The 24,950-nt window shown below is 60.7% G+C and carries 21 protein-coding genes; 17 read left to right on the top strand and 4 right to left on the bottom strand.

Annotated elements, in window-relative coordinates:
- Positions 1–20 precede the first annotated feature (20 nt).
- The 8 genes from GSQ77_RS22515 to GSQ77_RS22480 all read left to right on the top strand — a co-directional run bounded on the left by GSQ77_RS22515 (position 21) and on the right by GSQ77_RS22480 (position 10,526).
- Entirely contained in the window at positions 21–668 is a 648-nt protein-coding gene (locus GSQ77_RS22515) for a DUF502 domain-containing protein (RefSeq protein WP_158904992.1), read from the top strand.
- A gap of 75 nt (positions 669–743) precedes the next feature.
- Positions 744–2,540 carry an aspartate--tRNA ligase gene (aspS, locus tag GSQ77_RS22510; protein WP_158906485.1) on the top strand — a complete coding sequence of 599 codons (1,797 nt, stop codon included), beginning with the start codon at positions 744–746 and terminating at the stop codon, positions 2,538–2,540.
- Positions 2,541–2,679: 139 nt separating this feature from the next.
- Positions 2,680–3,150 (top strand): dihydroneopterin triphosphate diphosphatase, encoded by a 471-nt coding sequence (gene nudB, locus GSQ77_RS22505; protein ID WP_158904990.1) that lies wholly within the window; start codon positions 2,680–2,682, stop codon positions 3,148–3,150.
- A 287-nt stretch (positions 3,151–3,437) separates the two neighbouring features.
- Entirely contained in the window at positions 3,438–4,034 is a 597-nt protein-coding gene (locus GSQ77_RS22500) for a TetR/AcrR family transcriptional regulator (protein WP_158906483.1), read from the top strand.
- Between the two features lie 96 nt (positions 4,035–4,130).
- Positions 4,131–5,915 (top strand): acyl-CoA dehydrogenase C-terminal domain-containing protein, encoded by a 1,785-nt coding sequence (locus tag GSQ77_RS22495; protein WP_158904988.1) that lies wholly within the window; start codon positions 4,131–4,133, stop codon positions 5,913–5,915.
- A 124-nt stretch (positions 5,916–6,039) separates the two neighbouring features.
- Entirely contained in the window at positions 6,040–8,475 is a 2,436-nt protein-coding gene (locus GSQ77_RS22490) for a 3-hydroxyacyl-CoA dehydrogenase/enoyl-CoA hydratase family protein (protein ID WP_158904986.1), read from the top strand.
- Between the two features lie 29 nt (positions 8,476–8,504).
- Positions 8,505–9,704 (top strand): acetyl-CoA C-acyltransferase, encoded by a 1,200-nt coding sequence (locus GSQ77_RS22485; RefSeq protein ID WP_158904984.1) that lies wholly within the window; start codon positions 8,505–8,507, stop codon positions 9,702–9,704.
- A gap of 21 nt (positions 9,705–9,725) precedes the next feature.
- A complete protein-coding gene (locus tag GSQ77_RS22480) occupies positions 9,726–10,526 on the top strand; it encodes an enoyl-CoA hydratase (RefSeq protein WP_158904982.1) in 801 nt (266 codons plus the stop codon).
- Between the two features lie 77 nt (positions 10,527–10,603).
- On the opposite strand, the gene fdhD is transcribed toward GSQ77_RS22480, so the two are convergent.
- Entirely contained in the window at positions 10,604–11,434 is an 831-nt protein-coding gene (gene fdhD / locus GSQ77_RS22475) for a formate dehydrogenase accessory sulfurtransferase FdhD (RefSeq protein WP_158904980.1), read from the bottom strand.
- Between the two features lie 53 nt (positions 11,435–11,487).
- Between fdhD and GSQ77_RS22470 the strand changes: the two genes are divergently transcribed.
- Positions 11,488–12,069 (top strand): nitrate reductase associated protein, encoded by a 582-nt coding sequence (locus GSQ77_RS22470; protein ID WP_158904978.1) that lies wholly within the window; start codon positions 11,488–11,490, stop codon positions 12,067–12,069.
- A gap of 126 nt (positions 12,070–12,195) precedes the next feature.
- Here GSQ77_RS22470 and GSQ77_RS29640 read toward each other — a convergent pair whose 3' ends face one another.
- Complete coding sequence (locus GSQ77_RS29640) at positions 12,196–12,702, bottom strand: hypothetical protein (RefSeq protein WP_254067741.1); 507 nt, start codon at positions 12,700–12,702, stop codon at positions 12,196–12,198.
- On the opposite strand from GSQ77_RS29640, the gene GSQ77_RS22465 reads away from it, so the two are divergent.
- The gene (locus GSQ77_RS22465) at positions 12,671–15,352 is read left to right on the top strand and encodes an EAL domain-containing protein (RefSeq protein WP_367889689.1); all 2,682 of its coding nucleotides are present in this window, start codon (positions 12,671–12,673) and stop codon (positions 15,350–15,352) included. The two genes, GSQ77_RS29640 and GSQ77_RS22465, sit on opposite strands and share 32 nt — an antisense overlap.
- A 3-nt stretch (positions 15,353–15,355) precedes the next feature.
- Here the strand turns inward: GSQ77_RS22465 and GSQ77_RS22460 are convergent, their stop codons facing one another.
- Positions 15,356–15,754: an acyl-CoA thioesterase gene (locus GSQ77_RS22460; protein WP_158904974.1), complete on the bottom strand. Its 399-nt coding sequence runs from the start codon at positions 15,752–15,754 to the stop codon at positions 15,356–15,358.
- Between the two features lie 233 nt (positions 15,755–15,987).
- Here GSQ77_RS22460 and GSQ77_RS22455 point away from each other — a divergent pair, with 233 nt between their 5' ends.
- From GSQ77_RS22455 to GSQ77_RS22425, 7 genes are all read left to right on the top strand, one after another.
- A complete protein-coding gene (locus GSQ77_RS22455; RefSeq protein WP_158904972.1) occupies positions 15,988–17,919 on the top strand; it encodes an ABC transporter ATP-binding protein/permease in 1,932 nt (643 codons plus the stop codon).
- Positions 17,920–17,969: 50 nt separating this feature from the next.
- Positions 17,970–19,028: a LysR family transcriptional regulator gene (locus tag GSQ77_RS22450; RefSeq protein ID WP_158904970.1), complete on the top strand. Its 1,059-nt coding sequence runs from the start codon at positions 17,970–17,972 to the stop codon at positions 19,026–19,028.
- Positions 19,029–19,243: 215 nt separating this feature from the next.
- A complete protein-coding gene (locus GSQ77_RS22445; RefSeq protein WP_158904968.1) occupies positions 19,244–20,527 on the top strand; it encodes a Glu/Leu/Phe/Val dehydrogenase in 1,284 nt (427 codons plus the stop codon).
- A gap of 157 nt (positions 20,528–20,684) precedes the next feature.
- Positions 20,685–21,578 carry a glutamate/aspartate ABC transporter substrate-binding protein gene (locus GSQ77_RS22440; RefSeq protein WP_158904966.1) on the top strand — a complete coding sequence of 298 codons (894 nt, stop codon included), beginning with the start codon at positions 20,685–20,687 and terminating at the stop codon, positions 21,576–21,578.
- Between the two features lie 68 nt (positions 21,579–21,646).
- Positions 21,647–22,387 (top strand): amino acid ABC transporter permease, encoded by a 741-nt coding sequence (locus GSQ77_RS22435; protein ID WP_158904964.1) that lies wholly within the window; start codon positions 21,647–21,649, stop codon positions 22,385–22,387.
- Positions 22,387–23,064 (top strand): glutamate/aspartate ABC transporter permease GltK, encoded by a 678-nt coding sequence (gene gltK, locus GSQ77_RS22430; RefSeq protein WP_158906481.1) that lies wholly within the window; start codon positions 22,387–22,389, stop codon positions 23,062–23,064. Before GSQ77_RS22435 ends, gltK begins: the two co-directional genes overlap by 1 nt.
- The gene (locus GSQ77_RS22425) at positions 23,061–23,786 is read left to right on the top strand and encodes an amino acid ABC transporter ATP-binding protein (protein ID WP_158904962.1); all 726 of its coding nucleotides are present in this window, start codon (positions 23,061–23,063) and stop codon (positions 23,784–23,786) included. Before gltK ends, GSQ77_RS22425 begins: the two co-directional genes overlap by 4 nt.
- A gap of 147 nt (positions 23,787–23,933) precedes the next feature.
- Here the strand turns inward: GSQ77_RS22425 and GSQ77_RS22420 are convergent, their stop codons facing one another.
- A complete protein-coding gene (locus GSQ77_RS22420; protein ID WP_158904960.1) occupies positions 23,934–24,854 on the bottom strand; it encodes a class II glutamine amidotransferase in 921 nt (306 codons plus the stop codon).
- Positions 24,855–24,950: the final 96 nt, after the last annotated feature.

The following is a 24,950-nucleotide window of genomic DNA, read 5'->3' as shown; positions in this document are numbered from 1 at the left end:
TTGACGGCGAAACCGAGACCATGACCAAGAAGATCACGCTGAAAACCTACTTCCTCACCGGACTGCTCGTGCTGGTGCCGCTGGCCATCACGCTCTGGGTGCTGGGGTTGATTATCGGCACGATGGACGAGACGCTCACGCTGTTGCCGCAGGCGTGGCGTCCACAGGCGTTGCTGGGCTTCAACCTGCCGGGCATCGGCGCGTTGCTCACGCTGGCCTTCATCTTCGTGGTGGGCCTGTTCGCGCATAACTTCATCGGCCAGAAGCTCGTACAGTGGTGGGAAGCGCTGCTTGCCCACATACCCGTGGTGGGGCCGCTGTACACTAGCGTCAAGCAGGTTTCGGACACGTTGCTGTCGTCCAGCGGTAATGCGTTTCGCCGTGCGGTCCTGATCGAATATCCGCGCCGCGACTCCTATACCATCGCGTTCTTGACCGGTGCGCCGGGTGGCGACGTCGTGACCCATTTGCAGGGCGATTACGTCAGCGTCTATATCCCGACCACGCCGAACCCCACTTCCGGATTTTTCCTGATGCTGCCGCGTGTCGACGTGATCGAACTCGATATGACCGTCGATGTTGCGCTTAAATATATTGTTTCCATGGGTGTCGTGGCGCCGGCCAGTTCGGTGCGCCGTCCTGCGCACCCGGTAGAACCACCGCTGTAACCCGTCCGCTGTAACCCGCCGCTGCGCTGCTCGCGCCACGGCCTTTTTAGACGAAGAACCAAAACCATGTCGATGATGAGAACTGAGTACTGCGGTCTGGTGACCGAAAAACTGTTGGGCCAGACGGTCTCGCTGTGCGGTTGGGTGCATCGCCGCCGCGATCACGGTGGTGTGATCTTCATCGACCTGCGCGATCGCGAAGGTCTGGTGCAGGTGGTTTGCGATCCGGACCGCGCCGAAATGTTCGCGGTTGCCGAAGGTGTGCGCAACGAATTTTGCGTGCAGATCAAGGGCCTCGTGCGTGCGCGCCCGGCCGGCACCGAAAACGCGACCCTCACGAGCGGCAAGATCGAATTGTTGTGCCATGAGCTGACGGTGCTCAATGCGTCCGTCACGCCGCCGTTCCAGCTCGACGACGACAACCTCTCGGAAACGACGCGCCTCACGCATCGCGTGCTCGACCTGCGTCGTCCGCAGATGCAGCAGAATCTGATGCTGCGTTATCGCGTAACGATGGAAGTGCGTAAGTACCTGGATGCCCAGGGCTTCATCGACATCGAAACGCCGATGCTGACCAAGAGCACGCCTGAAGGCGCGCGCGATTATCTGGTGCCGTCGCGTGTCAATGCCGGTCATTTCTTCGCGTTGCCGCAATCGCCGCAGCTCTTCAAGCAATTGCTGATGGTGTCGGGCTTCGATCGCTATTATCAAATCACCAAGTGCTTCCGCGACGAAGACTTGCGTGCCGACCGCCAGCCGGAATTCACGCAGATCGATTGCGAAACCTCGTTCCTTGGCGAACAGGAAATCCGCGATCTGTTCGAGACGATGATCCGCGGTGTTTTCAAGAACACGATCGATGTCGATCTCGATGCGCAGTTCCCGGTGATGACCTACGAGGAAGCCATGCGCCGCTTCGGGTCGGACAAGCCCGACCTGCGCGTGCAGCTCGAATTCACCGAGTTGACCGACGTCATGAAGGAAGTCGATTTCAAGGTGTTCAGCACTCCGGCCAACACCAAGGGCGGTCGAGTTGTCGCATTGCGCGTGCCCAAGGGCAGTGAGATGTCGCGTGGCGAGATCGACAGCTACACCGATTTCGTCAAGATCTACGGCGCCAAGGGCCTGGCCTGGATCAAAGTCAACGAAGTGGCCAAGGGCCGCGACGGCTTGCAAAGCCCGATCGTCAAGAATCTGCACGACGAAGCGATCGCCGCGATCCTGGCGCGCACTGGCGCGCAAGATGGCGACCTGATTTTCTTCGGCGCGGACAGCACCAAGGTAGTCAACGACAGTATCGGCGCGTTGCGCCTGAAAGTGGGCCATTCCGATTTCGGCGTCGCGTCAGGTCTCGTGCTCACGGGTTGGAAGCCGCTGTGGGTGATTGATTTCCCGATGTTCGAGTACGATGAGGCGGAAGCGCGTTGGACCGCCTGCCATCATCCGTTCACGAGCCCGAAGGACGATCATGTCGACTACCTGGAAACCGATCCGGGCCGTTGTCTTGCCAAGGCGTACGACCTGGTGCTCAATGGCTGGGAGCTCGGCGGCGGTTCGGTGCGCATACACCGCGAAGAGATGCAAAGCAAGGTGTTCCGCGCGCTGAAGATCAATGCCGAAGAGGCACGCCTGAAATTCGGCTTCCTGCTCGACGCGCTGCAATACGGTGCGCCGCCGCACGGCGGGATCGCGTTCGGTCTGGATCGTGTTGTCACGATGATGGCCGGCGCCGATTCGATCCGCGACGTGATCGCGTTCCCGAAGACGCAACGCGCGCAAGATCTATTGACCCAGGCGCCGAGCGAAGTCGACGAGCGTCAGTTGCGCGAGTTGCATATACGCTTGCGTCAATCGGAAGCGACCAAGGCCTGACGGTCCGGTAGTTTGGATCATTAGGTTTTGCAAGGAAAAGGCGCTGCGGCGCCTTTTTTGTTCGAACTCATTGTTCGAGCGCATTGTTTGAAATCAACTCGGCCGGGTGCGCAATCGCCGGGCTGCGCGAGGGTAAGGGATGACAACTGCAAAAATCCCCGTGTCGGTCCTGGTGGTGATACACACCATAGACCTGGAAGTGCTGATCATCGAACGCGCTGACCGCGCCGGCTTTTGGCAATCGGTGACTGGATCCAAGGACAGCCTCGACGAGCCGTTGGATGAAACCGCGATCCGGGAAGTCTTTGAGGAGACCGGCATCGTCATCGGCGGCCCGCGAGTGCCGCGCACTGCGCTGCGCGACTGGCAGCACGCCATCGACTATGAGATCTATCCGGTCTGGCGGCATCGCTACGCGCCGGGTGTCACGCGCAATACCGAGCACTGGTTCAGTGTCGAGGTGCCGCGCGATATCGAAGTGACACTTTCGCCACGCGAGCATACCGCCTCGCTGTGGTTGCCTTACGAGCAAGCCGCCGCGCGTTGCTTCTCCTTATCAAACCGCACCGCCATTCTGCAATTGCCGCAGCGTCTCGCCCAAGCGCGCTAGACTAGCTGCGGACAGATGCCACTCCGCGCAGCCTCGTGCCGTGCTATGCCGGACTCAATTCCCACGGTTACCGCTAACGCTGGGCCGGATCGCCATGCAGCGCGCCGCGCTCGCGATCCGGGCTTCTGCCCGCGCTTGCTGGTCTACCATCGCAGTTAGAAAAGCGTTTCTAATAAAGTACTTGTTCCTGTCACGGCTGCCGCTAATAATAGTACGGCCGTTCGATTTTATTTCGATCACTAGAAAAGGCGGTTAAAGGCATGACGCAGGTTATGGGCGTGAAGATCATGCGTAAGGGCGAGCAGACACGGGTTGCGATTCTTGATGCCGCGATCGAACTGGCGGGACGCGATGGCCTGGAAGGCTTGACCATAGGCCTACTGGCCGAGCGCATGCAGATGAGCAAAAGCGGTGTCTTCGCTCACTTCGGCTCGCGCGAGGATTTGCAGGTCGAGGTGGTCCGCGAGTATCACCGGCGGTTCGAACAGGAAGTGTTTTATCCGAGTTTGCGTGAGACACGCGGTTTGCCGCGTCTGCGCTCGATGGTCGGACGTTGGATGGAAAAGCGCATTCAAGAGGTCAAGACCGGCTGCATCTACATCAGTGGCGCGGTCGAATATGACGACCGCGCGGCCAGTGCAGTGCGCGAGCAGTTGGTGCAGAGCGTGCAGATGTGGCGTAGCGCGTTGTTGCGCGCGATTGCGCAGGCCCGCGACGAAGGCCACCTGCGCGCGGACGTCAATCCGCAAATGATGTTGTTCGAGTTATATAGCTACACGCTGGGTTTGCATCACGATGCTCGATTCCTGCGTCTACCCGACGCGGTGCAATTGACGCGCGACGCACTCGAGAAGCTGTTCGTTTCTTACCAGAGCGAGCGCTGAATCCGGCCGGTATCGCGTGGATATTACGCGGCGATCACGCGACGATCACGCGGGTTTTAGGCGGGTTTTAGAATCAATCATTTCAGGAGGAAGGCCATGGGACAGTACACCGCGCCGCTGCGAGACATGCAATTCGTCATGCACGAACTGCTCAACGTCGAAAGCGAACTCAAGGCCATGCCGGCCCATGCGGATCTTGACGCCGAGACCATCAACCAGGTTCTCGAGGAAGCCGGCAAATTCTGTTCCGAAGTGGTCTTCCCGATCAATCAGAGCGGCGATATCGAAGGCTGCACCTGGAACAACGGTGTAGTCGCCACGCCCGCAGGTTTCAGGCAGGCGTACGAACAATACGTCGAAGCAGGCTGGCCCGCGTTGGGCTGCGATCCGAAGTTCGGCGGCCAGGGCCTGCCGGTGTTCGTCAATAACGCGCTGTTTGAAATGCTGAATTCGGCCAATCAGGCGTGGACGATGTACCCGGGCCTTTCGCATGGTGCCTACGAGTGTCTGCACGAACACGGCACGCCGGAGCAGCAGAGCTTGTACTTGCCCAAGCTGGTCTCGGGCGAGTGGACCGGCACCATGTGCCTGACCGAGCCGCATTGCGGCACCGACCTGGGCATCTTGCGCACCAAGGCCGTACCGGACACCGACGGCTCGTATCGAGTTACCGGCACCAAGATTTTTATCTCCAGCGGCGAACATGACCTGGCCGCCAACATCATTCACCTGGTGCTGGCGCGCTTGCCCGATGCGCCGCCGGGAACCAAGGGGATCTCGCTGTTCGTCGTGCCGAAGTTCCTGCCCGACGCCGACGGCAAGCCTGGCGAGCGCAACGGCATTGCGTGCGGCTCGATCGAGCACAAGATGGGCATCCACGGCAACGCCACCTGCGTGATGAATCTCGACGCCGCGCGTGGCTGGCTCGTGGGCGAGCCGCATCGCGGCTTGAACGCGATGTTCGTGATGATGAACGCGGCGCGTATGGGCGTGGGCATGCAGGGTCTGGGTTTGACCGAAGTGGCGTATCAGAACTCGCTGGTCTATGCGAAAGAGCGCCTGCAGATGCGTTCGTTGTCCGGCGTCAAAGCGCCCGAAAAAGCCGCCGACCCGATCATTGTTCATCCCGATGTACGGCGCCTGCTGTTGACGCAAAAAGCCTATGCGGAAGGCGCGCGTGCGTTTGCGTACTGGACCGCCTTGCAGATCGACAAGGAACTCTCGAGTGAAGACGAGGCCGTTCGCCGCGAATCGGCCGACCTGGTCGCGCTGCTCACGCCGGTGATCAAGGCCTTCATCACGGATAACGCATTCGAAGCGACGAACCACGGCCTGCAGATTTTTGGCGGCCACGGCTTCATTCGCGAATGGGGCATGGAGCAATACGTACGCGATGCCCGTATCAACATGATCTACGAAGGCACCAACGCGATCCAATCGCTCGACTTGCTCGGTCGCAAAGTGCTCGGCGACATGGGCGCCAAACTCAAGAAGTTCGGTGCGCTGGTGACCGAATTTGTCGAAGCGGAAGGCGTGAAGCCGGAGATGCAGGAGTTCATCAACCCGCTGGCCGATATCGGCGACAAGGTACAGAAGCTGACCATGGAAATCGGCATGAAGGCGATGGCCAATCCCGATGAAGTGGGCGCGGCGGCGGTGCCGTATCTGCGTACCGTCGGGCACCTGGTGTATTCCTACTTCTGGGCCCGGATGGCGCGCATCGCGCTGGACAAGCAGGACAGCGGCGATATTTTCTACCAATCGAAGCTGGCCACCGCGCGGTTCTACTTTGCCAAGCTGCTGCCCGAAACGGCCTCGACCATACGCGCGGCGCGCGCGGGTGCGAAGTCGATGATGGATGTGGACGTGGCGCTGTTCTAAATGCAACCCCGGATCGAGTTGCCGCAAGCGGGGCTAGTGTGAATCCATTAGCCTGAGCCCACTGCAGTAGCTCGACCGCATCACCGCGATTTGCATCGCCCTCATTTACCCCCGGAGGAATTTCGTGAGCAATCTGATCATACGCAAGGTCGCCGTACTCGGCGCAGGCGTGATGGGCGCGCAAATTGCAGCCCACCTCGTCAATGCACGCGTGCCTGTCGTGCTGTTTGACCTGCCTTCCAGCGGCTCGTCAAAAAATGCCATCGCACTCAAAGCGATCGAGAATCTGAAGAAACTCAGCCCGGCGCCGTTCGGCCAGAAAGAGGATGCGAAGTATCTGCAGGCCGCCAATTACGAAGACGATCTGGCCAGTTTGGCCGACTGCGATCTGGTGATCGAGGCGATCGCCGAGCGCATGGACTGGAAACACGATTTGTATCGCAAGGTGTCGCCGCATCTCGCGCCGCATGCGATTTTCGCGAGCAACACCTCGGGGCTGGCTATTAATGCGCTATCCGAAGGGTTTTCGCCCGAGCTGAAAGAACGTTTTTGCGGGGTGCATTTTTTCAATCCGCCGCGCTACATGCATCTGGTCGAGCTGATCCCGACCGCGCACACGCGCGCCGACATTCTCGACAACCTGGAGATATTCCTGACCAGCACGGTCGGCAAAGGTGTCGTGCGTGCAAAAGATACGCCGAACTTTATCGCCAACCGCGTAGGCGTGTTTTCGATACTCGCCGTGGTTGCTGAAGCGCAGAAATATAGCATTGGTTTCGACGTGGTCGACGACCTGACGGGCAGCCGTCTGGGGCGCGCCAAATCGGCGACCTTTCGCACCGCCGACGTCGTCGGACTGGACACGATGGGGCATGTGATCCGCACGATGCAGGACAACCTGGCCGATGATCCGTTCTTCCCGGTGTATCAGACGCCGGCAGTACTGGCCAAGCTGGTGGAGCAGGGCGCGTTGGGGCAAAAGAGCGGCGCCGGTTTCTACAAGAAGGAAGGCAAGACTATCAAGGTGCTGGATCCGCTCAAAGGTGAATACGTCGAAGCCAGCGGTAAGGCTGACGAGCTGATCGGACGCATCCTCAAGCGGCCCGCGGCCGAGCGTTTCAAGCTGCTGCGCGAAAGCACGCACCCGCAGGCGCAATTCCTGTGGGCGATCTTCCGCGATGTGTTTCATTACATCGCGATTCATCTCGATAGCGTGGCCGATAACGCACGCGACATCGACTTAGCGATCCGCTGGGGTTTCGGCTGGAACGAAGGCCCGTTCGAGAGTTGGCAGCAGGCGGGCTGGAAGCAGATCGCCGAATGGGTCAAGGACGATATCGACAATGGCCACGCGCTAAGTTCGGCGCCGCTGCCCGCATGGGTGTTCAGCGGTCCGGTTGCGGACGCCGGTGGCGTGCATGGCGACGCCGGCTCCTGGTCGGCGAGCGCTCAGTCGTTCGTGCCGCGCAGCGCGCTGCCGGTTTATCAGCGTCAGGTATTTCGTGCCCAGATCGCCGGCGAAAGCGGCTTGAATCCACTGACCTACGGCAAGACGCTGTTCGAAAACGACGGTCTGCGCGCCTGGGTCGACACGCGTGCCGGTCACGACGATGTGGTGGTCGTGTCGTTCAAGAGCAAGATGAATACGATAGGGCCTGAAGTGCTTGAGGGATTGGCGAAGTCGATCGAACTGGCCGAGGCGGACTATCGTGCGCTGGTGGTTTGGCAGCCGACATCGCTGAAGCTGGGCGCGCCGGGCGGCCCTTTTTCCGCGGGCGCCAACCTTGAAGCCGCGTTGCCGCTTTTCATGACCAAGGGCGCAAAAGGCATCGAGCCGTTCGTCGCGAGTTTCCAGCAGACCATGCTGCGCATCAAGTACGCGAACGTGCCGGTCGTGGCGGCGATTTCCGGTATTGCGCTGGGTGGAGGCTGTGAGCTGAGCCTGCATTGCGCCCGGCGTGTCGTGCATTTTGAAACTTACCTGGGACTGGTTGAAGTGGGTGTCGGCCTGGTGCCGGCCGGCGGCGGTTTGAAGGAAGCGGCAATACGCGCCGCTCAAGCCGCGCAAGCGACCAACGCACCGGGCAACCTGCTGCCGTTTCTGAGCCGCTCATTCGAAAACGCCGCGATGGCCAAGGTTTCGGGCTCGGCCATCGAAGCGCGCGAAATGGGTTATCTGAAGGCGACCGATCCTATCGTGTTCAACGTATTCGAGCTACTGGATACGGCGCGTGGCGAAGCGCGTGCGCTGGCCGCCAGCGGGTATCGCCCGCCGCTGCGCGATAACGCCATTCCGGTGGCCGGCCGTTCGGTGATCGCGACCATCAAGGCGAACCTCGTGAATATGCGCGACGGACGTTTTATTTCTGAGCACGATTACCTGATCGGCAGCCGTATCGCCGAGGTGATCTGCGGCGGTGACGTCGAAGCGGGCAGCGTAGTGGATGAGAACTGGCTGTTGACGCTGGAGCGCCGCGCATTTATCGAATTGCTCGGTATGTCCAAAACACAGGAACGCGTCATGGGAATGCTGCAGACCGGCAAACCCGTACGTAACTAATCTCGTACGCGAGGCTAAGGAGTTACCCGATGAGCAAGATGCTGCAGGAAGCCTATATCGTTGCCGCGAGCCGCACACCGATCGGTCGGTCGGGCCGCGGCGTGTTTCGCAATACCCGTCCGGACGAGTTGCTGGTCGCCGCCCTGCGCGCGGCGGTGGCCCAGGTGCCGGGGCTGGACACCGCGTTGATTCAAGACGCCATCATAGGCTGCGCGATTCCCGAGGCCGAGCAAGGCCTGAACGTTGCGCGCATGGGCGCGTTGCTGGCCGGCTTGCCGCAATCGGTCGGTGGCGTGACGGTCAACCGTTTTTGTGCGTCTGGCCTGACCGCGCTGGCGATGGCGGCCGACCGGATTCGCGTCGGCGAAGCCGAGGTGATGATTGCCGGCGGTTGCGAGTCCATGAGCATGGTGCCGATGATGGGCAACAAGCCGTCGATTTCGCCGCATGTGTTCGACCGCAATGAAGATGTCGGGATTGCCTACGGCATGGGCCTGACCGCAGAGCGCGTGGCCGAGCGCTGGAAAATCAGCCGCGATGCGCAGGACGAATTCGCGCTGCAATCGCACCTGAAAGCGATCCGTGCACAACAGGCGGGCGAATTCGCCGATGAAATCGCGCCGTTCACGGTCATCGAGAAACGGCCGAACCTGGTTAGCGGCGAAGTGCAGGCTAACAGCCGCGAGATCAGTCTCGACGAAGGTCCGCGTCCCGATACCAGTCTCGAAGGTTTGGGCAAGTTGCGCCCGGTGTTCGCGAACAAGGGCTCGGTGACGGCCGGCAACAGTTCGCAGACGTCCGACGGCGCCGGCGCGCTGATCGTCGTTTCCGAAAAAATCCTCAAGGAATTCAACCTGACGCCGCTCGCGCGCTTTGTCAGTTTCTCGGTGCGCGGTGTGCCCCCGGAAATCATGGGCATAGGGCCCAAGGAAGCGATTCCTGCTGCGCTCAAAACCGCGGGGCTCAAGCAGGACGATCTTGACTGGATCGAGTTGAACGAGGCGTTTGCTGCCCAGTCGCTGGCCGTGATCAATGACCTGGGGCTGGACGCGAGCAAGGTCAACCGCATGGGCGGTGCGATTGCACTGGGCCATCCGCTTGGCGCAACGGGTGCGATTCGTGCCTCGACCGTGGTTCATGCGCTGCGCCGTCATCAGATGAAATACGGCATGGTGACGATGTGTGTCGGGACCGGTATGGGCGCGGCAGGCATTTTCGAGCGTATGTAAATGTCCAGCGAGCACACCACTATGAACCCTTCGATCGAGCCGGCCCCCTCATCGCCCATCGTGGTTGGTATCGAGGCCGGCCTGCTGACTATCGCGTTTAACCGGCCTGAGAAGAAGAACTCGATCACCTCGGCCATGTATCAGACGATGGTGGATGCGCTCGCCGGCGCGGAGCAGGACCCGGCCGTGCGCGCAGTCCTCTTTCGAGGGAGCCCGGAGATATTCAGCGCCGGCAACGATCTCGAAGATTTCATGAAGCGGCCACCCGCGGGCTTGGATTCGCCGGTGGTGCAATTCCTCACGCGCATCAGCACCGCCTCCAAGCCTGTGCTCGCCGCCGTCTCGGGTCCGGCGGTGGGCATCGGAACGACGCTGCTGCTGCATTGCGATCTGGTGTACGCGGCCGACACGGCGCGTTTTTCGCTACCGTTCGCAGCGCTCGGCTTGTGTCCGGAGGCCGCTTCGAGTTTGTTGTTGCCGCAGATTGCCGGGTATCAGCGCGCGGCCGAAAAGCTGCTGACTGGCGACGCGTTCGATGCTCAGGAGGCGTTCGCGATGGGTTTCGTCAACAAAGTGTTGCCCGCTGGCGAAGTGCTGGCCTATGCCCACGCGCAGGCTCGCAAGCTGGTGGCCTTGCCGCCGGCTTCGTTGCGTGTGACCAAGTCGCTGCTTAAGGGCGGCGCGGGGGGCGAAGCGAAAATCGCCGCGCGTATAGGCGAGGAGTTGACGCATTTCTCGCAGATGTTGCGCGCACCCGAAGCGCGCGAGGCCATGAGCGCGTTCTTCGAGAAACGCAAGCCGGATTTCTCGCGGTTTAGTTAATCGCGGCGCTGGTTTAGTTAGGCGCTGCGCTGGTCGGTTAATCGTTGCGGTGGATAGTTAAGCGCTGCGCTCGTTAGCTAAGCGCTGCGCTCGGCGTGGCCGGCTGCATATTCGACGTAGCCTTGCTCGCGACAAAAGCTGACTAGACGGATCGCGGCTTTCTCCGCGATTCGGATCGCCAGCGAGGATGGCGCGGATATGGTGGCGAGCATCGCGATATCCATACGCGCTGCTTTGCGTACCAATTCGTAGCTTGCCCGGCTCGACATGAAAACGAAGCCTTGCGACAGGTCCTCGCGCTGCAGCACCAGATGCCCGATCAGCTTGTCCAGGGCGTTGTGGCGACCGACGTCCTCGAACACGAAACGCACCGTGCCCTGCGCATCGCACCAGGCCGCGGCATGGACGCCGCCGGTCGAGCGCATCAGCGTCTGATGCGCCGGCAACTGGTGCGCGGCCTGCTGCACTGCATCGGGCGCGAGGGCGCGCAACAAGCCGTGGTCGCCCACGACTTCGGGAGCCAGATCGAGCAACTCGATACTTTCGATACCGCACACGCCGCAGCCGGTACGCCCGGCCAGCGCGCGGCGCTTGTCTTTCAGGCTCACGAACGCTTGTTGCACGATGGTGAGGTGAACGGCGGCACTGTCATCGCCGATCTGAACCTCGATGTCCTGGATATCGTGACCGCGCTCGACGATCCCCTCGGTGAGCGCAAAACCGACCGCAAACGCTTCCAGATCGCGCGGCGTGGTCATCATCACCGCATGTGAGATACCATTGAACACCAATGCAACCGGCCACTCTTCGGCGACGCTGTCTATAGCTGGCTCGCTGGCGCCGCCTCGATGGCGCACTACGCTGCGTTCGCACCAGCCGGATTTTTCGGTGTCGGTCTCATTTAGCATTACAGTTCCGTTGATAGGGCGTAGACCGCCTAATGACTGGAAACCACAATCGTATGCCACTTCCCGATCTGCCGCTGTTGTTCGACTTCGAAATCGTTTCTTCGGAAAACCTGACTTTTATTCCGATGTGCGTGCGTTTCAACCTCGATCGGTGCGGCCTGCATCTGACGCTGGACCAATGGCAGGCTTTGCCGCACGCCGACCGCGTGGCGCTGGTGCAGATGCCGCTGGCGTTGGCGTTGGAGGGGGCACATGAGGTAACCCATGAGGGGGCGTCTGAAGCGGCACGTGACGGGAGCGCGCCCGAAGCGGTCGTGCAAGCCCGTGCGGCGCGCTTTGCCGTGTATTTGCGCGAACGGGTAAGCGCGACCAGTACGGTCCCGCTGGAAGCTCAAACCGAAGCGTCCGATTTGTCGCCTTCCTCGACCTCATCCGGTGCGGCGGCATGGGCTCGGCCCGGCGCAGTCCCTACGGCGGTGCTCAAACAATGCGACCTGCATGGGACGCCGCCGCTCAGCGACGCCGCCTGGAGCAGGATCGACCCGTTTCAGCGCTATATTTTGGTCAAATTGTCGCGACGCGCCACGCCTAATCACGACTTTCTGCCAGCATTGCGTGAATTTTGCCTGTTATAGTGCCGCTACTCTCAAAGAAATAAAACTGTTGCCGTTAACCATTAAATTGATGGGGCAAAACCCGATCGCCGTCCGGCGGATCGGATGGATAACGGGAATACCACCCGCGCTGACCAGCCGGCTGATTTAACGACCAAAACAGGGGAATATGACGCTACACATGCCGAAACAGCACGTGATCAGATCGGCGATCGTGGCAGCGGTAATCAGCGCGACCGGGCTTTGGGCATGCACCGCCTGGGGAGAGGCCTCGTCTTCCCGGTACGAAGCGCCGGCCTCATCGTCGCGCGCCCCGTCCGACGATGCGTCAGATTTCCGATCGCCCACGGCGGCGGCCCGGCGCGCCGCGGATTTGATGCGAGCTGACCTCCAGGCGCCACCGGCACGGTCCACCGGAGCGGGGACAAGCGGCGCAGCAGCAACAGACGCAGCGACAGCGGGCAAGACAGCAACCGACACAGCAGCAACCGAGACAACAACCGGCACGACAACAACCGGCACGACAACAACCGGTGCCGGGGTGAGCGCAGCAGCATTAACCAGCGCAACGCCAACCGGCGCCGCGGCGACCGAAGCGAGCAATACGACGATCCCAGGCGCTGTGGCACGCCGCATCGACAGCATACTGAACACGGCACTGGCCGGATTCGACGCGATGCTCGGCGCCGACCGTCCCGGTCCCACGCACCGTCTGGCGCGAGATGGCGTGGCGGCGTTGGTGGGTTTCTTCATCGCCGGCGTCCTGATCTGGCTTTACAGCAGCCTCGCCCACGGTGGCGTGCAGCGCCTGCTGCCCAACCGTTCCCACACCTTGCGCGACCGCGACGCGCGCTTTCGCGACTTATTCGACGGCCATCCAGTGCCAATGTGGGTGCACGATGCCGAATCGCTGAAATTTCTCGCGGTCAACGACGCGGCGCGCGCCCAATATGGTTTCAGCGAAGCCGAGTTCTACTCGATGTCGATCCGCGACATCTATGCGCCAGAGGATGTCGGGCGTCTGGAATCCTATCTGGCCCGCTTCGAGCGCGCCAGCCACGCCGCCGGCGCCCATGGCGCGGCGGGTGTCTGGAAGCATGTGCGCCGCGACGGCACGGCGATCAATGCCGACTTGTCGTATCACATGATCGCGTTTCGCAACCGCCGTGCCTGTTTCGTGCTGGCCAACGACGTCACCGATTACATGAAGGTCGAGGCCGAAGTCCACCGCTCGAACCAGATGCTCGAGAGCATTATCGACAACATCCCGCAGCGGATTTTCTGGAAGGATCACGAATCGCGTTTCCTCGGTTGCAACATCGCCTTTGCGCGCGATGCCGGCCTGGCCTACACCGAGCAGGTGATCGGCAAGCTCGATGACGATTTGCCATGGGGCAGTTCCGCGCAAGCGATGCGCGAGCAAGATCAGGAAGTGATGGCAACCGGCATCCCGAAGATGCAGATCGAGGAGGTGCTTATCGATCATCAGGGCGCCGAGCACAACGTGCTGAGCAGCAAGCTGCCGCTCATGAGCGGTGAAGGGCGCATCATCGGCTTGCTCGGCACGTTCACGGATATCACCGAACAAAAGCGCTCCGAACTGGCGTTGCGCCTGCAAAGCCGCGCGCTCGACGCCAGCGTGAACGCCATCATGATTACTGCCCCGACCAGCGAGGGCAACATGATCGAGTACGTGAACCCCGCTTTCAAGCGCATTACCGGTTATGAGGCCAGCGAGGCGCTCGGGTACGACTGCCGATTCCTGCAGCGCGACGACCGCGATCAGGAAGGGTTGGAGCTGATACGCGAGGCGCTGAAGGCCGACCGCGAAGTCAGCGCCGTGCTGCGCAATTACCGCAAGGATGGCGCACTGTTCTGGAACCAACTGTACATTGCGCCGGTTCCCGATGCCGATGGCCGCACCACGCATCACATCAGCGTGATCAACGACGTGACCGAGCTGATCCAATATCAGGAACAGCTCGAATACCAGGCTAATTACGATGCGCTGACGCGCATGCCCAACCGCAATTTGCTGCGCGACCGGCTCGAACAGGCATTGGCGCGCGCCACGCGCGGTGCCGGCTATCTGGCGGTGATATTTATCGATCTTGACGGCTTCAAGAACGTGAATGACGGACTCGGGCACAGTGTGGGCGACAAGCTGCTGACGGTGATTGCCGAGCGGCTTACGCAATGTGCCCGCTCTAGCGATACCGTGGCGCGCCACGGCGGCGACGAATTCGTCGTGGTGCTGGACGACCCCGCCGACGAAAACGCCGTGATGACCTGGATGGAGCGCGCTCGCGCTGCCATCGCCGAGCCGATGTGGATCGACGAAACCGAGCTGTATGTGGGCTGCAGCATGGGCGCCAGCCTCTTTCCGCAGGACGGCACCGACGGCGAGACTTTGCTGAAGAAGGCCGATCAGGCGATGTATCGCGCCAAGGATCTGGGGCGCAATACTTACCAGTTCTATCAGCCTGAGATGAACGCCACGGTGGGCACGCGCCTGGACCTCGAGCGGCGGCTGCGCCGGGCGCTGCGCGACCAGGAATTCCTGCTGCATTACCAGCCGCAGGTGGATCTGCTCACTGGCCGGGTGGTCGGCCTCGAAGCGCTGGTGCGGTGGCAGGACCCGGAATTCGGTCTGATTTCGCCGGGCGCGTTTATACCGGTGGCCGAGGAGAGCGGGTTGATTGCGCCCTTGGGCGAATGGGTGTTGCGCGAGGCCTGCCGTCAAAACAAGGCGTGGCAGGACGCCGGTTTGCCGCCGGCGCGCGTGTCGGTCAATTTGTCGGCGCGTCAGTTCCACCGCAAGAACATCGCGACGCTGGTCAAGTCGGTGCTGGAAGAGACCGGACTGGAGCCGAAATATCTGGAGCTCGAACTGACCGAAAGCGCGATCATGCGCAACGGTGAAGAAGCCGCCACGATGCTCGGTGAGTTGCGCGCGATTGGCATTGGTCTGGCCATCGACGATTTCGGTACGGGCTACTCAAGCCTGGGCTATCTCAAGCGCTTCCCGGTCGATCGTTTGAAGATCGACCGCTCGTTCGTCAACGACATTGGCCGCAGCGACGAGGACGAAACCATCACCTCAGCCATCATTACCCTCGCACACTCGCTGCAATTGCAGGTGATTGCAGAGGGCGTGGAAACCTTGGCACAACTCGATTTCCTCAAAGATCGCCTATGCGACGAAATGCAGGGCTACTATTTTTCCAAGCCGATCTCGCATGAAGGGATCCCCAAGCTGCTGGCGGCTTCCCGAGGTCCGGACCCCTTGTCGGCCGCCGCCTGAGCGTTATTGCAGTTGCGGTAACGCGCGTGGCCGCCGATCGCTATCCGTGGCGACATACGTCAGCGTGGCTTCGGTCACCTTGACGCACTCGGCGACGCGCATCCGCTGCGCATAAACTTCCACCGATACGGTCACCGACGTGTTGCCGGTCTTGACGACGTCAGCATAGAAACTGAGCAAGTCGCCGACGAATACCGGCTGCTTGAAAATAAACGAATTCACCGCGATGGTGGCCACGCGGCCGCCGGCGCGCTGCACCGCCGGAATCGAGCCGGCGATATCGACCTGCGCCATGATCCAGCCGCCAAACACGTCCCCATGCACGTTGGCATCCGCGGGCTGTGCCATCACCCTTAAGGCCGGCGATTTAGTTTCGGGCAGTTGCACGTTTGTTTCGGTCATGGTTTGGATCCCTTATGGGTATGGTTGGACGCATTGCGCGTTGCACCGTGCGAGCGCCCGTCTTCTGCGACAATATGAGAATGTAATTGTACGGGAAAACCCCTGCGAGTCGGTCGCGGCGGATGCCGGGCCATCCGTGCCCAGCGCCGGCCGGAGCGGCGCAAGGCCGCCGAACCCCGAGCAACCCCGTGCACCCAGGCGTGCTCCGCGCGCCGCTCAAGAAAAACGACCCTATGCGCCGATACGCAGCAACCGAACCGCCCCTGCCAGCCAGCACAGGCCACCGTAACGACTGGCAGACGATCCGCTCGCTCTTGCCTTACCTGATGGCATACAAGTCGCGCGTGGGTTTGGCGCTGACCTGCCTGTTGGCTGCCAAGGTCGCCAACCTCGGCGTGCCGGTCGTCATGAAGGCGATCGTCGACCGGCTCACGCCTGTGGCTCACCTGACCTCGCTCGGCACGCAGCCGCCCGCGCTGCTGGTGATCGGCGGCGTGGGGCTGCTGGTGGTGGCCTACGCGATGGTCCGTTTGTCGACGGCGATTTTCACGGAGCTGCGCGAAATCCTGTTCATCAAGGTGACCGAGAGCGCTGTCAGGCAACTGGCGCTGCAGGTGTTTCGGCATTTGCATTCGCTCTCGCTGCGCTTTCACCTGGATCGCCAGACCGGGGGCATGACGCGCGACATCGAGCGCGGCACGCGCGGAATCCAGACGGTCATTTCCTATTCGCTTTACAGCATCCTGCCTACGCTGGTGGAAGTGGGGCTGGTGCTGGGGTTTTTCGTCGTCAAATATGAGGCGTACTACGCCATCGTCACCTTGGTCGCGCTGGTGACTTACATAGCGTTTACCGTCAAGGTCACCGAGTGGCGCACTCATTTCCGGCGCACCATGAACGATCTGGATTCGCGGGCCAACAGCCGCGCAATCGACTCGCTGCTCAATTACGAAACCGTCAAATACTTCGGCAACGAGGAATACGAGGCGCAGCGCTACGACGAAAATCTGCGGCGCTATCGCAGCGCCGCGATCCAATCGCAGAATTCCTTGTCGCTACTCAACGGCGGCCAGCAGGCCATCATCGCCACCGGGCTGGTGTTCATCCTGTGGCGCGCGGTGCATGGCGTCATGGCTGGCAAGCTCACGCTGGGCGATCTGGTGTTGGTGAACACCTTCATGCTGCAACTCTACATCCCGCTGAACTTCCTGGGCGTGGTGTATCGCGAGCTCAAACAGAGCCTGACCGATATGGACCGCATGTTCACGCTGATGAACGTGGGCCGCGAGGTGGCCGACCGGCCCGAAGCGCCCGCGCTCGCGGTGAACGGGGCGCAGGTCAGCTTCGATCAAGTCGATTTTTCGTATGAGCCGGCCCGGCAGATTTTATTCGGCGTGAGTTTTACGATTGCGGCGGGCACCACCACGGCCGTGGTCGGACATAGCGGTTCGGGCAAATCGACGTTGGCGCGCCTGCTGTTCCGATTTTACGACCTGCCGCGCGATGGGGCGGGGCGCATCACGGTCGATGGCCAGGATATTCGCGACGTGACGCAGCATTCGCTGCGCGCAGCGATCGGCATCGTGCCGCAAGATACGGTGCTGTTCAACGATTCGATTTACTACAACATCGCCTACGGCAATCCGCTTGCGTCGCGCGAACAGGTGATCGCCGCGGCGCGGGCGGCACACATCCACGATTTCATCGAGAGCTTGCCGCAGGGTTATGAAACGCCGGTGGGCGAGCGCGGCTTGAAGCTCTCCGGCGGCGAGAAGCAGCGCGTGGCGATTGCCCGCACGTTGCTGAAGAACCCCGAGATCCTGATTTTCGACGAGGCCACCTCGGCGCTCGACTCGCGCTCCGAGCGGGCGATCCAGAACGAGCTGGATCAGATCGCGCGAGACCGGACCACCTTGATCATTGCGCATCGGCTGTCGACCGTGATCCACGCCCAGCAAATTCTGGTGATGGACGCGGGACGCATCGTCGAGCGCGGCACCCACATCGAATTGCTCGCGCGCGGCGCGCTGTACGCTCAAATGTGGGCCTTGCAGCAACAGCGGGCTGCCGTGGTCGAGGCGGTCGAGGACGATGGCGTGGATGGTGGTGACGAGGCTGCGGCGCTCGCGGTGTCGGTTCCCGCGGTGCCGGCATCGATCACTTAGGCGCCAAGTTGCCGGCGAGTGCCGTGGCAGCAAACTGATCTGGGGGCGCAATGGATTTGAAATGGCTGGAAGATTTTGTATCGCTTGCCGAGACGCGTAGTTTCAGCCGTTCGGCGGAGCTGCGGCATGTCACGCAGCCGGCGTTTTCACGGCGCATCCAGGCGCTCGAAGCGTGGCTCGGTACCGAGCTGATCGATCGATCGGTTTATCCGACCCGCCTGACCCATGCCGGTCAAGTGTTTTACGAGCAAGCGCTGACCTTGCTGTCACAGATGCGAGAGACCCGGACTCTGCTGCGCGGCCAAAGCGGTGCGCCGACGACCACGATCGAATTCGCGGTTCCTCATACGCTTTCACTGACCTTTTTTCCGCGCTGGCTGCAGCACGTCGAAACATTGCTCGCCAGTGGCCGGGGCCACGAGCGCGAACACGCGCACGATCGCAGGCCGCTGGTACGCACCCGCCTGCGTGCCTTGAATGTGCACGACGCATTGTTGTCGCTGGTGGAGGGCGGTTGCGACCTGGTCATGGGGTATCACCACCCCAGCCATCCGGTGACGCTCGACCCGGCGCGTTACGACATGCTGATACTTGGGCACGAAGCGATTAGTCCGTTTTCCGCACCGCACCCCGATAATCCGAGTCTGCCGCGCCACCCGCTGCCGGTTGGCGGCAGCGCCGTCGCGCCGTTCCTCGCGTATACCCCTAATGCTTACCTGGGTCGGATGACCGCGGTCATCATCGCCAACTCGCGTTCGCAACTGGGTTTCGACAAAGTCTACGAAACCGACATGGCCGAAGGGCTCAAAGCCATGGCGACGGCCGGGCATGGCATCGCGTTCTTGCCGCACAGTGCCGTCGAGGATGAAATTGCCAGCGGCCGGTTGTTGCCGCTCGACTCGCCGATCGCGGTGGATGCGGAAATGGCGCAGGCGGGCGACCAGCGTGGCGCGGGTCCGCCGGGATCGCTGACGATCTTGCTGGAAATTCGTTTGTACCGTGACCGGCTCGCGGCGCAAGGCGGGAGCGCTAACCAGGCGTTGGTTGCGCGGCTATGGGATGCGGTGGCGGCCGATTACGCGGGCCGCGTGAGCCCTATGGTCGCATAGCGGGAGAAAATGATTATCACAAGCGTGCTGAAACGAGTATGTTAGCCGCTGAAGGCGCCTAAAGTATCGGCGATTGTTTTGTGCGTAATTAGGTGCAAAGGACGTTATGCATGCAATGCATAATGGGATGAACAAACGGCATTGGATTTAAGGGCGCGGATTTTTAACAATGGCGCCACTCGAATCGAGTTCCCGTTCCGTTGGAGAAAAGGTTCATGCCGCAAACTCACGCTATCCCGTCCTATCTCGACCCCGACCACCTCGGTCCCTGGGGCACTTACCTTCAGCAAATCGATCGCGTCGCGCCTTACCTCGGCTCGCTGTCGCGCTGGATCGAAACCCTGAAGCGTCCCAAGCGCGCGCTGATCGTCGATGTGCCGATCCACCTCGACAACGGCACGATCGCCCATTTCGAAGGCTATCGGGTCCAGCACAACACATCGCGCGGACCCGGCAAGGGCGGCGTGCGTTATCACCAGGACGTGACGCTTTCCGAAGTGATGGCTTTGTCTGCCTGGATGTCGATCAAGAACGCTGCCGTCAACGTCCCCTACGGCGGCGCCAAGGGCGGTATCCGCGTCGACCCGCGCAACCTCTCGCGCTCTGAACTCGAGCGCATGACGCGTCGCTATACCAGCGAGATCGGCATCATCATCGGACCGAACACCGACATTCCGGCTCCCGACGTCAACACCAACGAGCAAGTGATGGCGTGGATGATGGACACCTACTCGATGAACCAGGGGCAAACGGCCACCGGCGTAGTCACCGGCAAGCCGATCGCACTGGGCGGCTCGCTGGGGCGCCGTGAGGCCACCGGGCGTGGCGTGTTCGTGGTGGGCTGCGAAACCGCGCGTCACCTTGGGCTGGACATATCGAGTGCGCGCGTCGCTGTGCAGGGCTTCGGCAATGTGGGCGGCATCGCCGCGCGCTTGTTTGCCGACGAAGGCGCAAAGATCGTCGCCGTGCAGGATCACACCGGCACCATCAGCAAGCCGTCGGGCCTCGATGTGCCGGCTTTGCTGGCGCACGTCGCCCAGCATGGTGGGGTCGGTGGTTTCGCCGGCGCCGAAGCGATCGCGGCCGACGATTTTTGGGGGATCGAAACCGAAATCCTGATTCCCGCCGCGCTTGAAGGCCAGATCACCGTCCATAACGCCGGGCGTATCCGCACCAAGATCGTGGTGGAGGGCGCCAATGGCCCGACCACGCCGGACGCCGACGACATACTGAACGACAACGGCATCATGGTGATTCCCGACGTGATCGCCAATGCCGGTGGCGTGACGGTGTCGTACTTCGAATGGGTGCAGGATTTCTCGAGCTTCTTCTGGTCGGAAGAGGAAATCAACCAGCGGCTGGAGCGCGTGATGCGCGAAGCGTTCACCGCCGTCTGGCAGGTTGCCAGCGAGCATAAGGTGTCGATTCGGACCGCGGCCTATATCGTCGCGTGTACGCGAATTCTGACGGCGCGCGATCTGCGCGGCCTGTATCCGTAATCTGAATGTAATTTTTCTCCGGTTGGTGTAAAGTCGCCGCTCACGGTCTGCCCCGGGGCGAGCGACACGCCGACTCGAAACAATCGGAACGCATTGTTTATTTACAATCATTTCGATAAAGTGGCAGCGTTTTTTTTTGAACACGGAGACACATAGCATGATTTTGAATAAACTCGCGGTGAGCTTGATCGCGCTCGGTCTGATGGCGGGAACGGCATCCGCTCAGAGTTCCGATACCTTGAAGAAAATCAAGGAAACCGGCGTGATTTCTCTGGGCCACCGGGAGTCGTCGATTCCCTTTTCGTATTACGACGACAAGCAGAACGTCGTCGGTTATTCGCAAGACATGGCGATGAAAATCGTCGAGGCAGTCAAGGTTAAATTGGCGATGCCGGACCTGAAGGTCAAGCTCACGCCGGTGACTTCGCAAAACCGGATTCCGCTGGTGCAGAACGGCACCATCGATCTGGAATGCGGGTCGACCACGCATGACGCGGAACGCGCCAAGCAAGTCGGTTTCACGGATACGATCTTCGTGATCGGTACGCGCTTGATGGCGAAGAAAGAATCGGGCATCAAGGATTTCGCGGACTTGAAGGGCAAGACGGTGGTGACCACCGCCGGTACCACGTCCGAGCGGATTCTGCGCAAGCTGAATCAGGATCAGAACCTGGGCATGAGCATCATTAGCGCGAAGGACCACGGCGAGTCGTTCCTGACCTTGTCGACCGGCCGCGCGGTGGCGTTTATGATGGATGACGCCTTGCTGGCCGGCGAGCGCGCCAAGGCGAACGACCCGGCCGATTTCTTGATCGTCGGTACGCCGCAATCGAAAGAATCCTACGGTTGCATGATGCGCAAGGACGATCCGGAATTCAAGAAGGTGGCCGACGATGCGATCGCCAAGGTGCAAACCTCGGGCGAAGCGGACGCGATCTACAAGAAGTGGTTTATGACACCGATTCCGCCGAAAGGATTGAATCTGAATTTCCCGGAAAGCGATGACATGAAGGCGCTGTTCAAGGCGCCCAATGACAAGCCGCTGAGCTGAAGTTCTTTTTGAACCGACAGTGAAACGGAAGGGCGCGTAGTCCTTCCGTTTCTTTTTGGAGTGTATGCATGGCTTATCACTGGAATTGGGGCGTTTTCCTCAACCCCGTATCCACCGGCGAGCCGACGAATTACCTGGGCTGGATTATTTCCGGCTTCGAGGTGACGATCGCGCTGTCGATGTGTGCCGCGGTTATCGCACTGTTGGTTGGAACGCTGATGGGCGTGCTGCGCACAGTCCCGAACAAGTTCTTGTCCGGGTTCGCGACAGGCTATGTCGCGTTATTTCGAAACATTCCGCTGATCGTCCAATTTTTCATCTGGGTTTGGGTCGTTCCCGAGCTCTTGCCGCCCGGGCTCGGCATGGCAGTCAAGCACATGCCGCCGGTAATATTTGCGTTTATCGCGTCGGTCGTCTGCCTGGGGCTTTTTACCGCAGCGCGAGTTTGCGAGCAGGTACGCTCAGGTTTGCAAGCGCTGCCGCGCGGGCAACGCGCCGCGGCGCTGGCGCTCGGTTTAACGCTGCCGCAGGCGTATCGCCACGTGTTGCTGCCCACCGCGATGCGCATCATCGTGCCCCCGCTCACCTCTGAATTCCTGAATATCTTCAAGAATTCGGCAGTGGCTTCGACCATCGGCTTGTTTGAGTTGTCGGCCCAGGCGCGACAATTGGTGGACTACACCGCACAAGCGTACGAGTCGTTTATTGCAGTGACGGCGGCGTACTTCCTGATCAATATCGTGATCATGTCTCTCATGCGCTGGGTTGAGCATAAAGCCCGGCTGCCCGGCTATATCGGAGGTAAATGATGCATCACTTCGACTGGTCCGGCATACCCGCGGCCCTGCCCACGCTGCTCAGCGGCCTGCGCATCACGATAGAAATCACGGTGCTGGCGGTGATCGTCGGCATCCTATGGGGTACCGTCCTCGCGCTGTTCCGGTTGTCGAACTTCAAGCCCTTATCGGTGTTCGCCAACCTGTACGTCACGATCTTCCGTTCGATCCCGCTCGTGATGGTGTTGCTGTGGTTTTTCCTGATCGTGCCGCAGTTCCTGCAATCGGTATTGGGTCTGTCGCCTGACATCGATATCCGGCTCGCTTCCGCCTTGGTGGCCTTCTCGTTATTCGAGGCGGCCTACTACTCAGAAATCATCCGAGCGGGGATCCAGAGCGTGTCGCGCGGCCAGGTCAGCGCGGCGCTCGCGCTCGGCATGAGCTACGGGCAAAGCATGTGGCTGGTGATCCTGCCGCAGGCGTTCCGCGCGATGGTGCCGCTGCTGCTCACGCAAGGTATCGTCTTGTTTCAGGATACCTCGCTGGTCTACGTGATCGGCCTGGCCGATTTCTTTAGTACGTCGGCCAATATTGGCGACCGTGACGGCACGACAGTGGAAATGATACTGTTTGCCGGAGCTTGTTATTTTGTCGTTTGCACACTGGCTTCGGTGTTGGTCAAACGCCTTCAACAAAGGTATGCACGATGATTTCTCTGAAAAACGTTTCCAAATGGTATGGCGCTTTCCAGGTGCTGACCGACTGCACCACCGAAGTCAAGAAAGGCGAAGTGGTAGTGGTGTGCGGACCTTCGGGCTCCGGCAAATCGACCTTGATCAAAACCGTCAACGGGCTTGAGCCGATACAGCAGGGCGAGATCATCGTCGACGGCATTTCGGTGGCGGACCCCAAGACCAATCTGCCCAAGCTGCGCGCGCGTGTGGGTATGGTGTTCCAGCATTTCGAACTGTTTCCGCATTTGTCGATTACGCAGAACCTGACGCTCGCGCAAATGAAGGTGCTGGGGCGCTCGCGTGAGGAAGCCAACACGAAGGGCATGGCGCTACTCGATCGCGTTGGCCTCAAGGCGCATGCGCACAAGTTCCCGGGCCAGCTCTCGGGCGGGCAGCAGCAGCGTGTTGCAATCGCGCGGGCGCTGTCGATGGATCCGATCGCGATGCTGTTTGACGAACCGACTTCCGCGCTCGATCCGGAAATGATCAACGAGGTGCTCGATGTGATGGTCGAGCTGGCTCAGGAAGGCATGACGATGATTTGCGTGACCCATGAAATGGGGTTTGCCAAGAAAGTCGCGCACCGTGTGGTATTTATGGATCGCGGCCTGATCGTCGAGGATGTGGCTAAGGATAAGTTTTTTGCCAATCCGGAATCGGATCGCGCGAAGGACTTCCTCGCGAAAATTCTGCACTGAGTTTTTGGTCGACAGCCGTTGTAAAAAAAGCGCCGCAAGGCGCTTTTTTGTTGGGACTCGTTGGCGTTCGTTGATGATAGCCAGTGGTTGTTGCTATCTGCGCGGGCGTTCACCTGGGCGGTCGCGGGTCCCGGCCGCTTAGTCGCGTCAGGATTCGATCATGTCCTCGTCGGCGAAACCGATTTCCATCGGCAAGTCGACCGACGCCGCCAACGTCGCCAACGCCGGTTTTGCCGGTTCGTTGCGGCACAGCGGCTGGCGTGCCTTTTCGAGCACCTCGCGCGGCACGGGTATATTGGCCCGCGCCATCAACTCGCCGTCCTGGAACATATACAAGTCGCCCGGTGCAAAAGCCGTCCAGACTTCATCGTCGGTCAAGGGCTGGGTTGCGATGACGGCCACCTGATCTTCGGGCGTCGTATAGCGGGCGAAATCGATCGACATGTCGGCATCGATCAGGTGCGCGGTCGAAAACGGCCAGCGTCGCACGATGTATTGCAGGTGTGTGGAGCAGTGCGCGAACTGCGCCTGTCCGTTGGACATCAGGAAGTTGAAGACGCCATGCGACGTGACCGTGGCGGTCAGCTCGGCGAGTGCCGCGAATAATTCCGGCAGCGGTGGTTGCGCAACCGGAAACCGCTCGCGCAAGCCTTGCAGAATGCTGCAAAACGCCAGTTCGCTATCGGTCGTGCCCACCGGCTGATACATCCCGCTTAGCTCGGGTGCGTAACCCTTCAGGTCGCCGTTGTGAGCAAAAATCCAGTGACGTCCCCACAGCTCACGCATGAACGGATGGCAATTTTCCAGTTCGATGCGACCTTGGGTCGCCTTGCGAATATGCGCGATGGTATTTTTCGACTTGATCGGATAGCGCTTGATCAGGTCGGCGATCGGTGAACTCGACGAGGCATGCTGGTCGATGAACAGGCGGCACGCTTTATCTTCGAAAAACGCGATGCCGAAGCCGTCTGCATGATGATCCGTCACTCCGCCGCGGGCTGCGAAGCCGGTGAACGAGAACGTCACGTCCGTCGGCGCTGCGCAGTTCATTCCGAGAAGTTGGCACATGGGGTCCGTCTGGGCGGTACTGTAAGCGGCGGCGAGCCGGTACAATTGGGGTTAAGCCTAGGATAGCACCGGGTCCCTCGTGTCAAAAAACGAAAT

It is taken from the genome of Burkholderia sp. L27(2015) (genome assembly GCF_009765705.1).
GTDB lineage: Bacteria > Pseudomonadota > Gammaproteobacteria > Burkholderiales > Burkholderiaceae > LMUX01.
Note: the sequence above shows the minus strand (reverse complement) of the source record. Positions and strands in the feature narration are given on the sequence as shown.

Excerpts from the sequence above, each read along its gene's own strand:
- GSQ77_RS22515 (WP_158904992.1), top strand. The coding sequence starts at position 21 with ATGACCAAGAAGATCACGCTGAAAACCTACTTCCTCACCGGACTGCTC.
- aspS (WP_158906485.1), top strand. The coding sequence starts at position 744 with ATGAGAACTGAGTACTGCGGTCTGGTGACCGAAAAACTGTTGGGCCAG.
- GSQ77_RS22460 (WP_158904974.1), bottom strand. The coding sequence starts at position 15,754 with ATGACCGAAACAAACGTGCAACTGCCCGAAACTAAATCGCCGGCCTTA.
- GSQ77_RS22455 (WP_158904972.1), top strand. The coding sequence starts at position 15,988 with ATGCGCCGATACGCAGCAACCGAACCGCCCCTGCCAGCCAGCACAGGC.
- GSQ77_RS22480 (WP_158904982.1), top strand. The coding sequence starts at position 9,726 with ATGAACCCTTCGATCGAGCCGGCCCCCTCATCGCCCATCGTGGTTGGT.
- nudB (WP_158904990.1), top strand. The coding sequence starts at position 2,680 with ATGACAACTGCAAAAATCCCCGTGTCGGTCCTGGTGGTGATACACACC.
- fdhD (WP_158904980.1), bottom strand. The coding sequence starts at position 11,434 with ATGCTAAATGAGACCGACACCGAAAAATCCGGCTGGTGCGAACGCAGC.
- GSQ77_RS22500 (WP_158906483.1), top strand. The coding sequence starts at position 3,438 with ATGCGTAAGGGCGAGCAGACACGGGTTGCGATTCTTGATGCCGCGATC.
- gltK (WP_158906481.1), top strand. The coding sequence starts at position 22,387 with ATGCATCACTTCGACTGGTCCGGCATACCCGCGGCCCTGCCCACGCTG.
- GSQ77_RS22435 (WP_158904964.1), top strand. The coding sequence starts at position 21,647 with ATGGCTTATCACTGGAATTGGGGCGTTTTCCTCAACCCCGTATCCACC.
- GSQ77_RS22440 (WP_158904966.1), top strand. The coding sequence starts at position 20,685 with ATGATTTTGAATAAACTCGCGGTGAGCTTGATCGCGCTCGGTCTGATG.
- GSQ77_RS22425 (WP_158904962.1), top strand. The coding sequence starts at position 23,061 with ATGATTTCTCTGAAAAACGTTTCCAAATGGTATGGCGCTTTCCAGGTG.
- GSQ77_RS22420 (WP_158904960.1), bottom strand. The coding sequence starts at position 24,854 with ATGTGCCAACTTCTCGGAATGAACTGCGCAGCGCCGACGGACGTGACG.
- GSQ77_RS22485 (WP_158904984.1), top strand. The coding sequence starts at position 8,505 with ATGAGCAAGATGCTGCAGGAAGCCTATATCGTTGCCGCGAGCCGCACA.
- GSQ77_RS22470 (WP_158904978.1), top strand. The coding sequence starts at position 11,488 with ATGCCACTTCCCGATCTGCCGCTGTTGTTCGACTTCGAAATCGTTTCT.
- GSQ77_RS22445 (WP_158904968.1), top strand. The coding sequence starts at position 19,244 with ATGCCGCAAACTCACGCTATCCCGTCCTATCTCGACCCCGACCACCTC.
- GSQ77_RS22450 (WP_158904970.1), top strand. The coding sequence starts at position 17,970 with ATGGATTTGAAATGGCTGGAAGATTTTGTATCGCTTGCCGAGACGCGT.
- GSQ77_RS22495 (WP_158904988.1), top strand. The coding sequence starts at position 4,131 with ATGGGACAGTACACCGCGCCGCTGCGAGACATGCAATTCGTCATGCAC.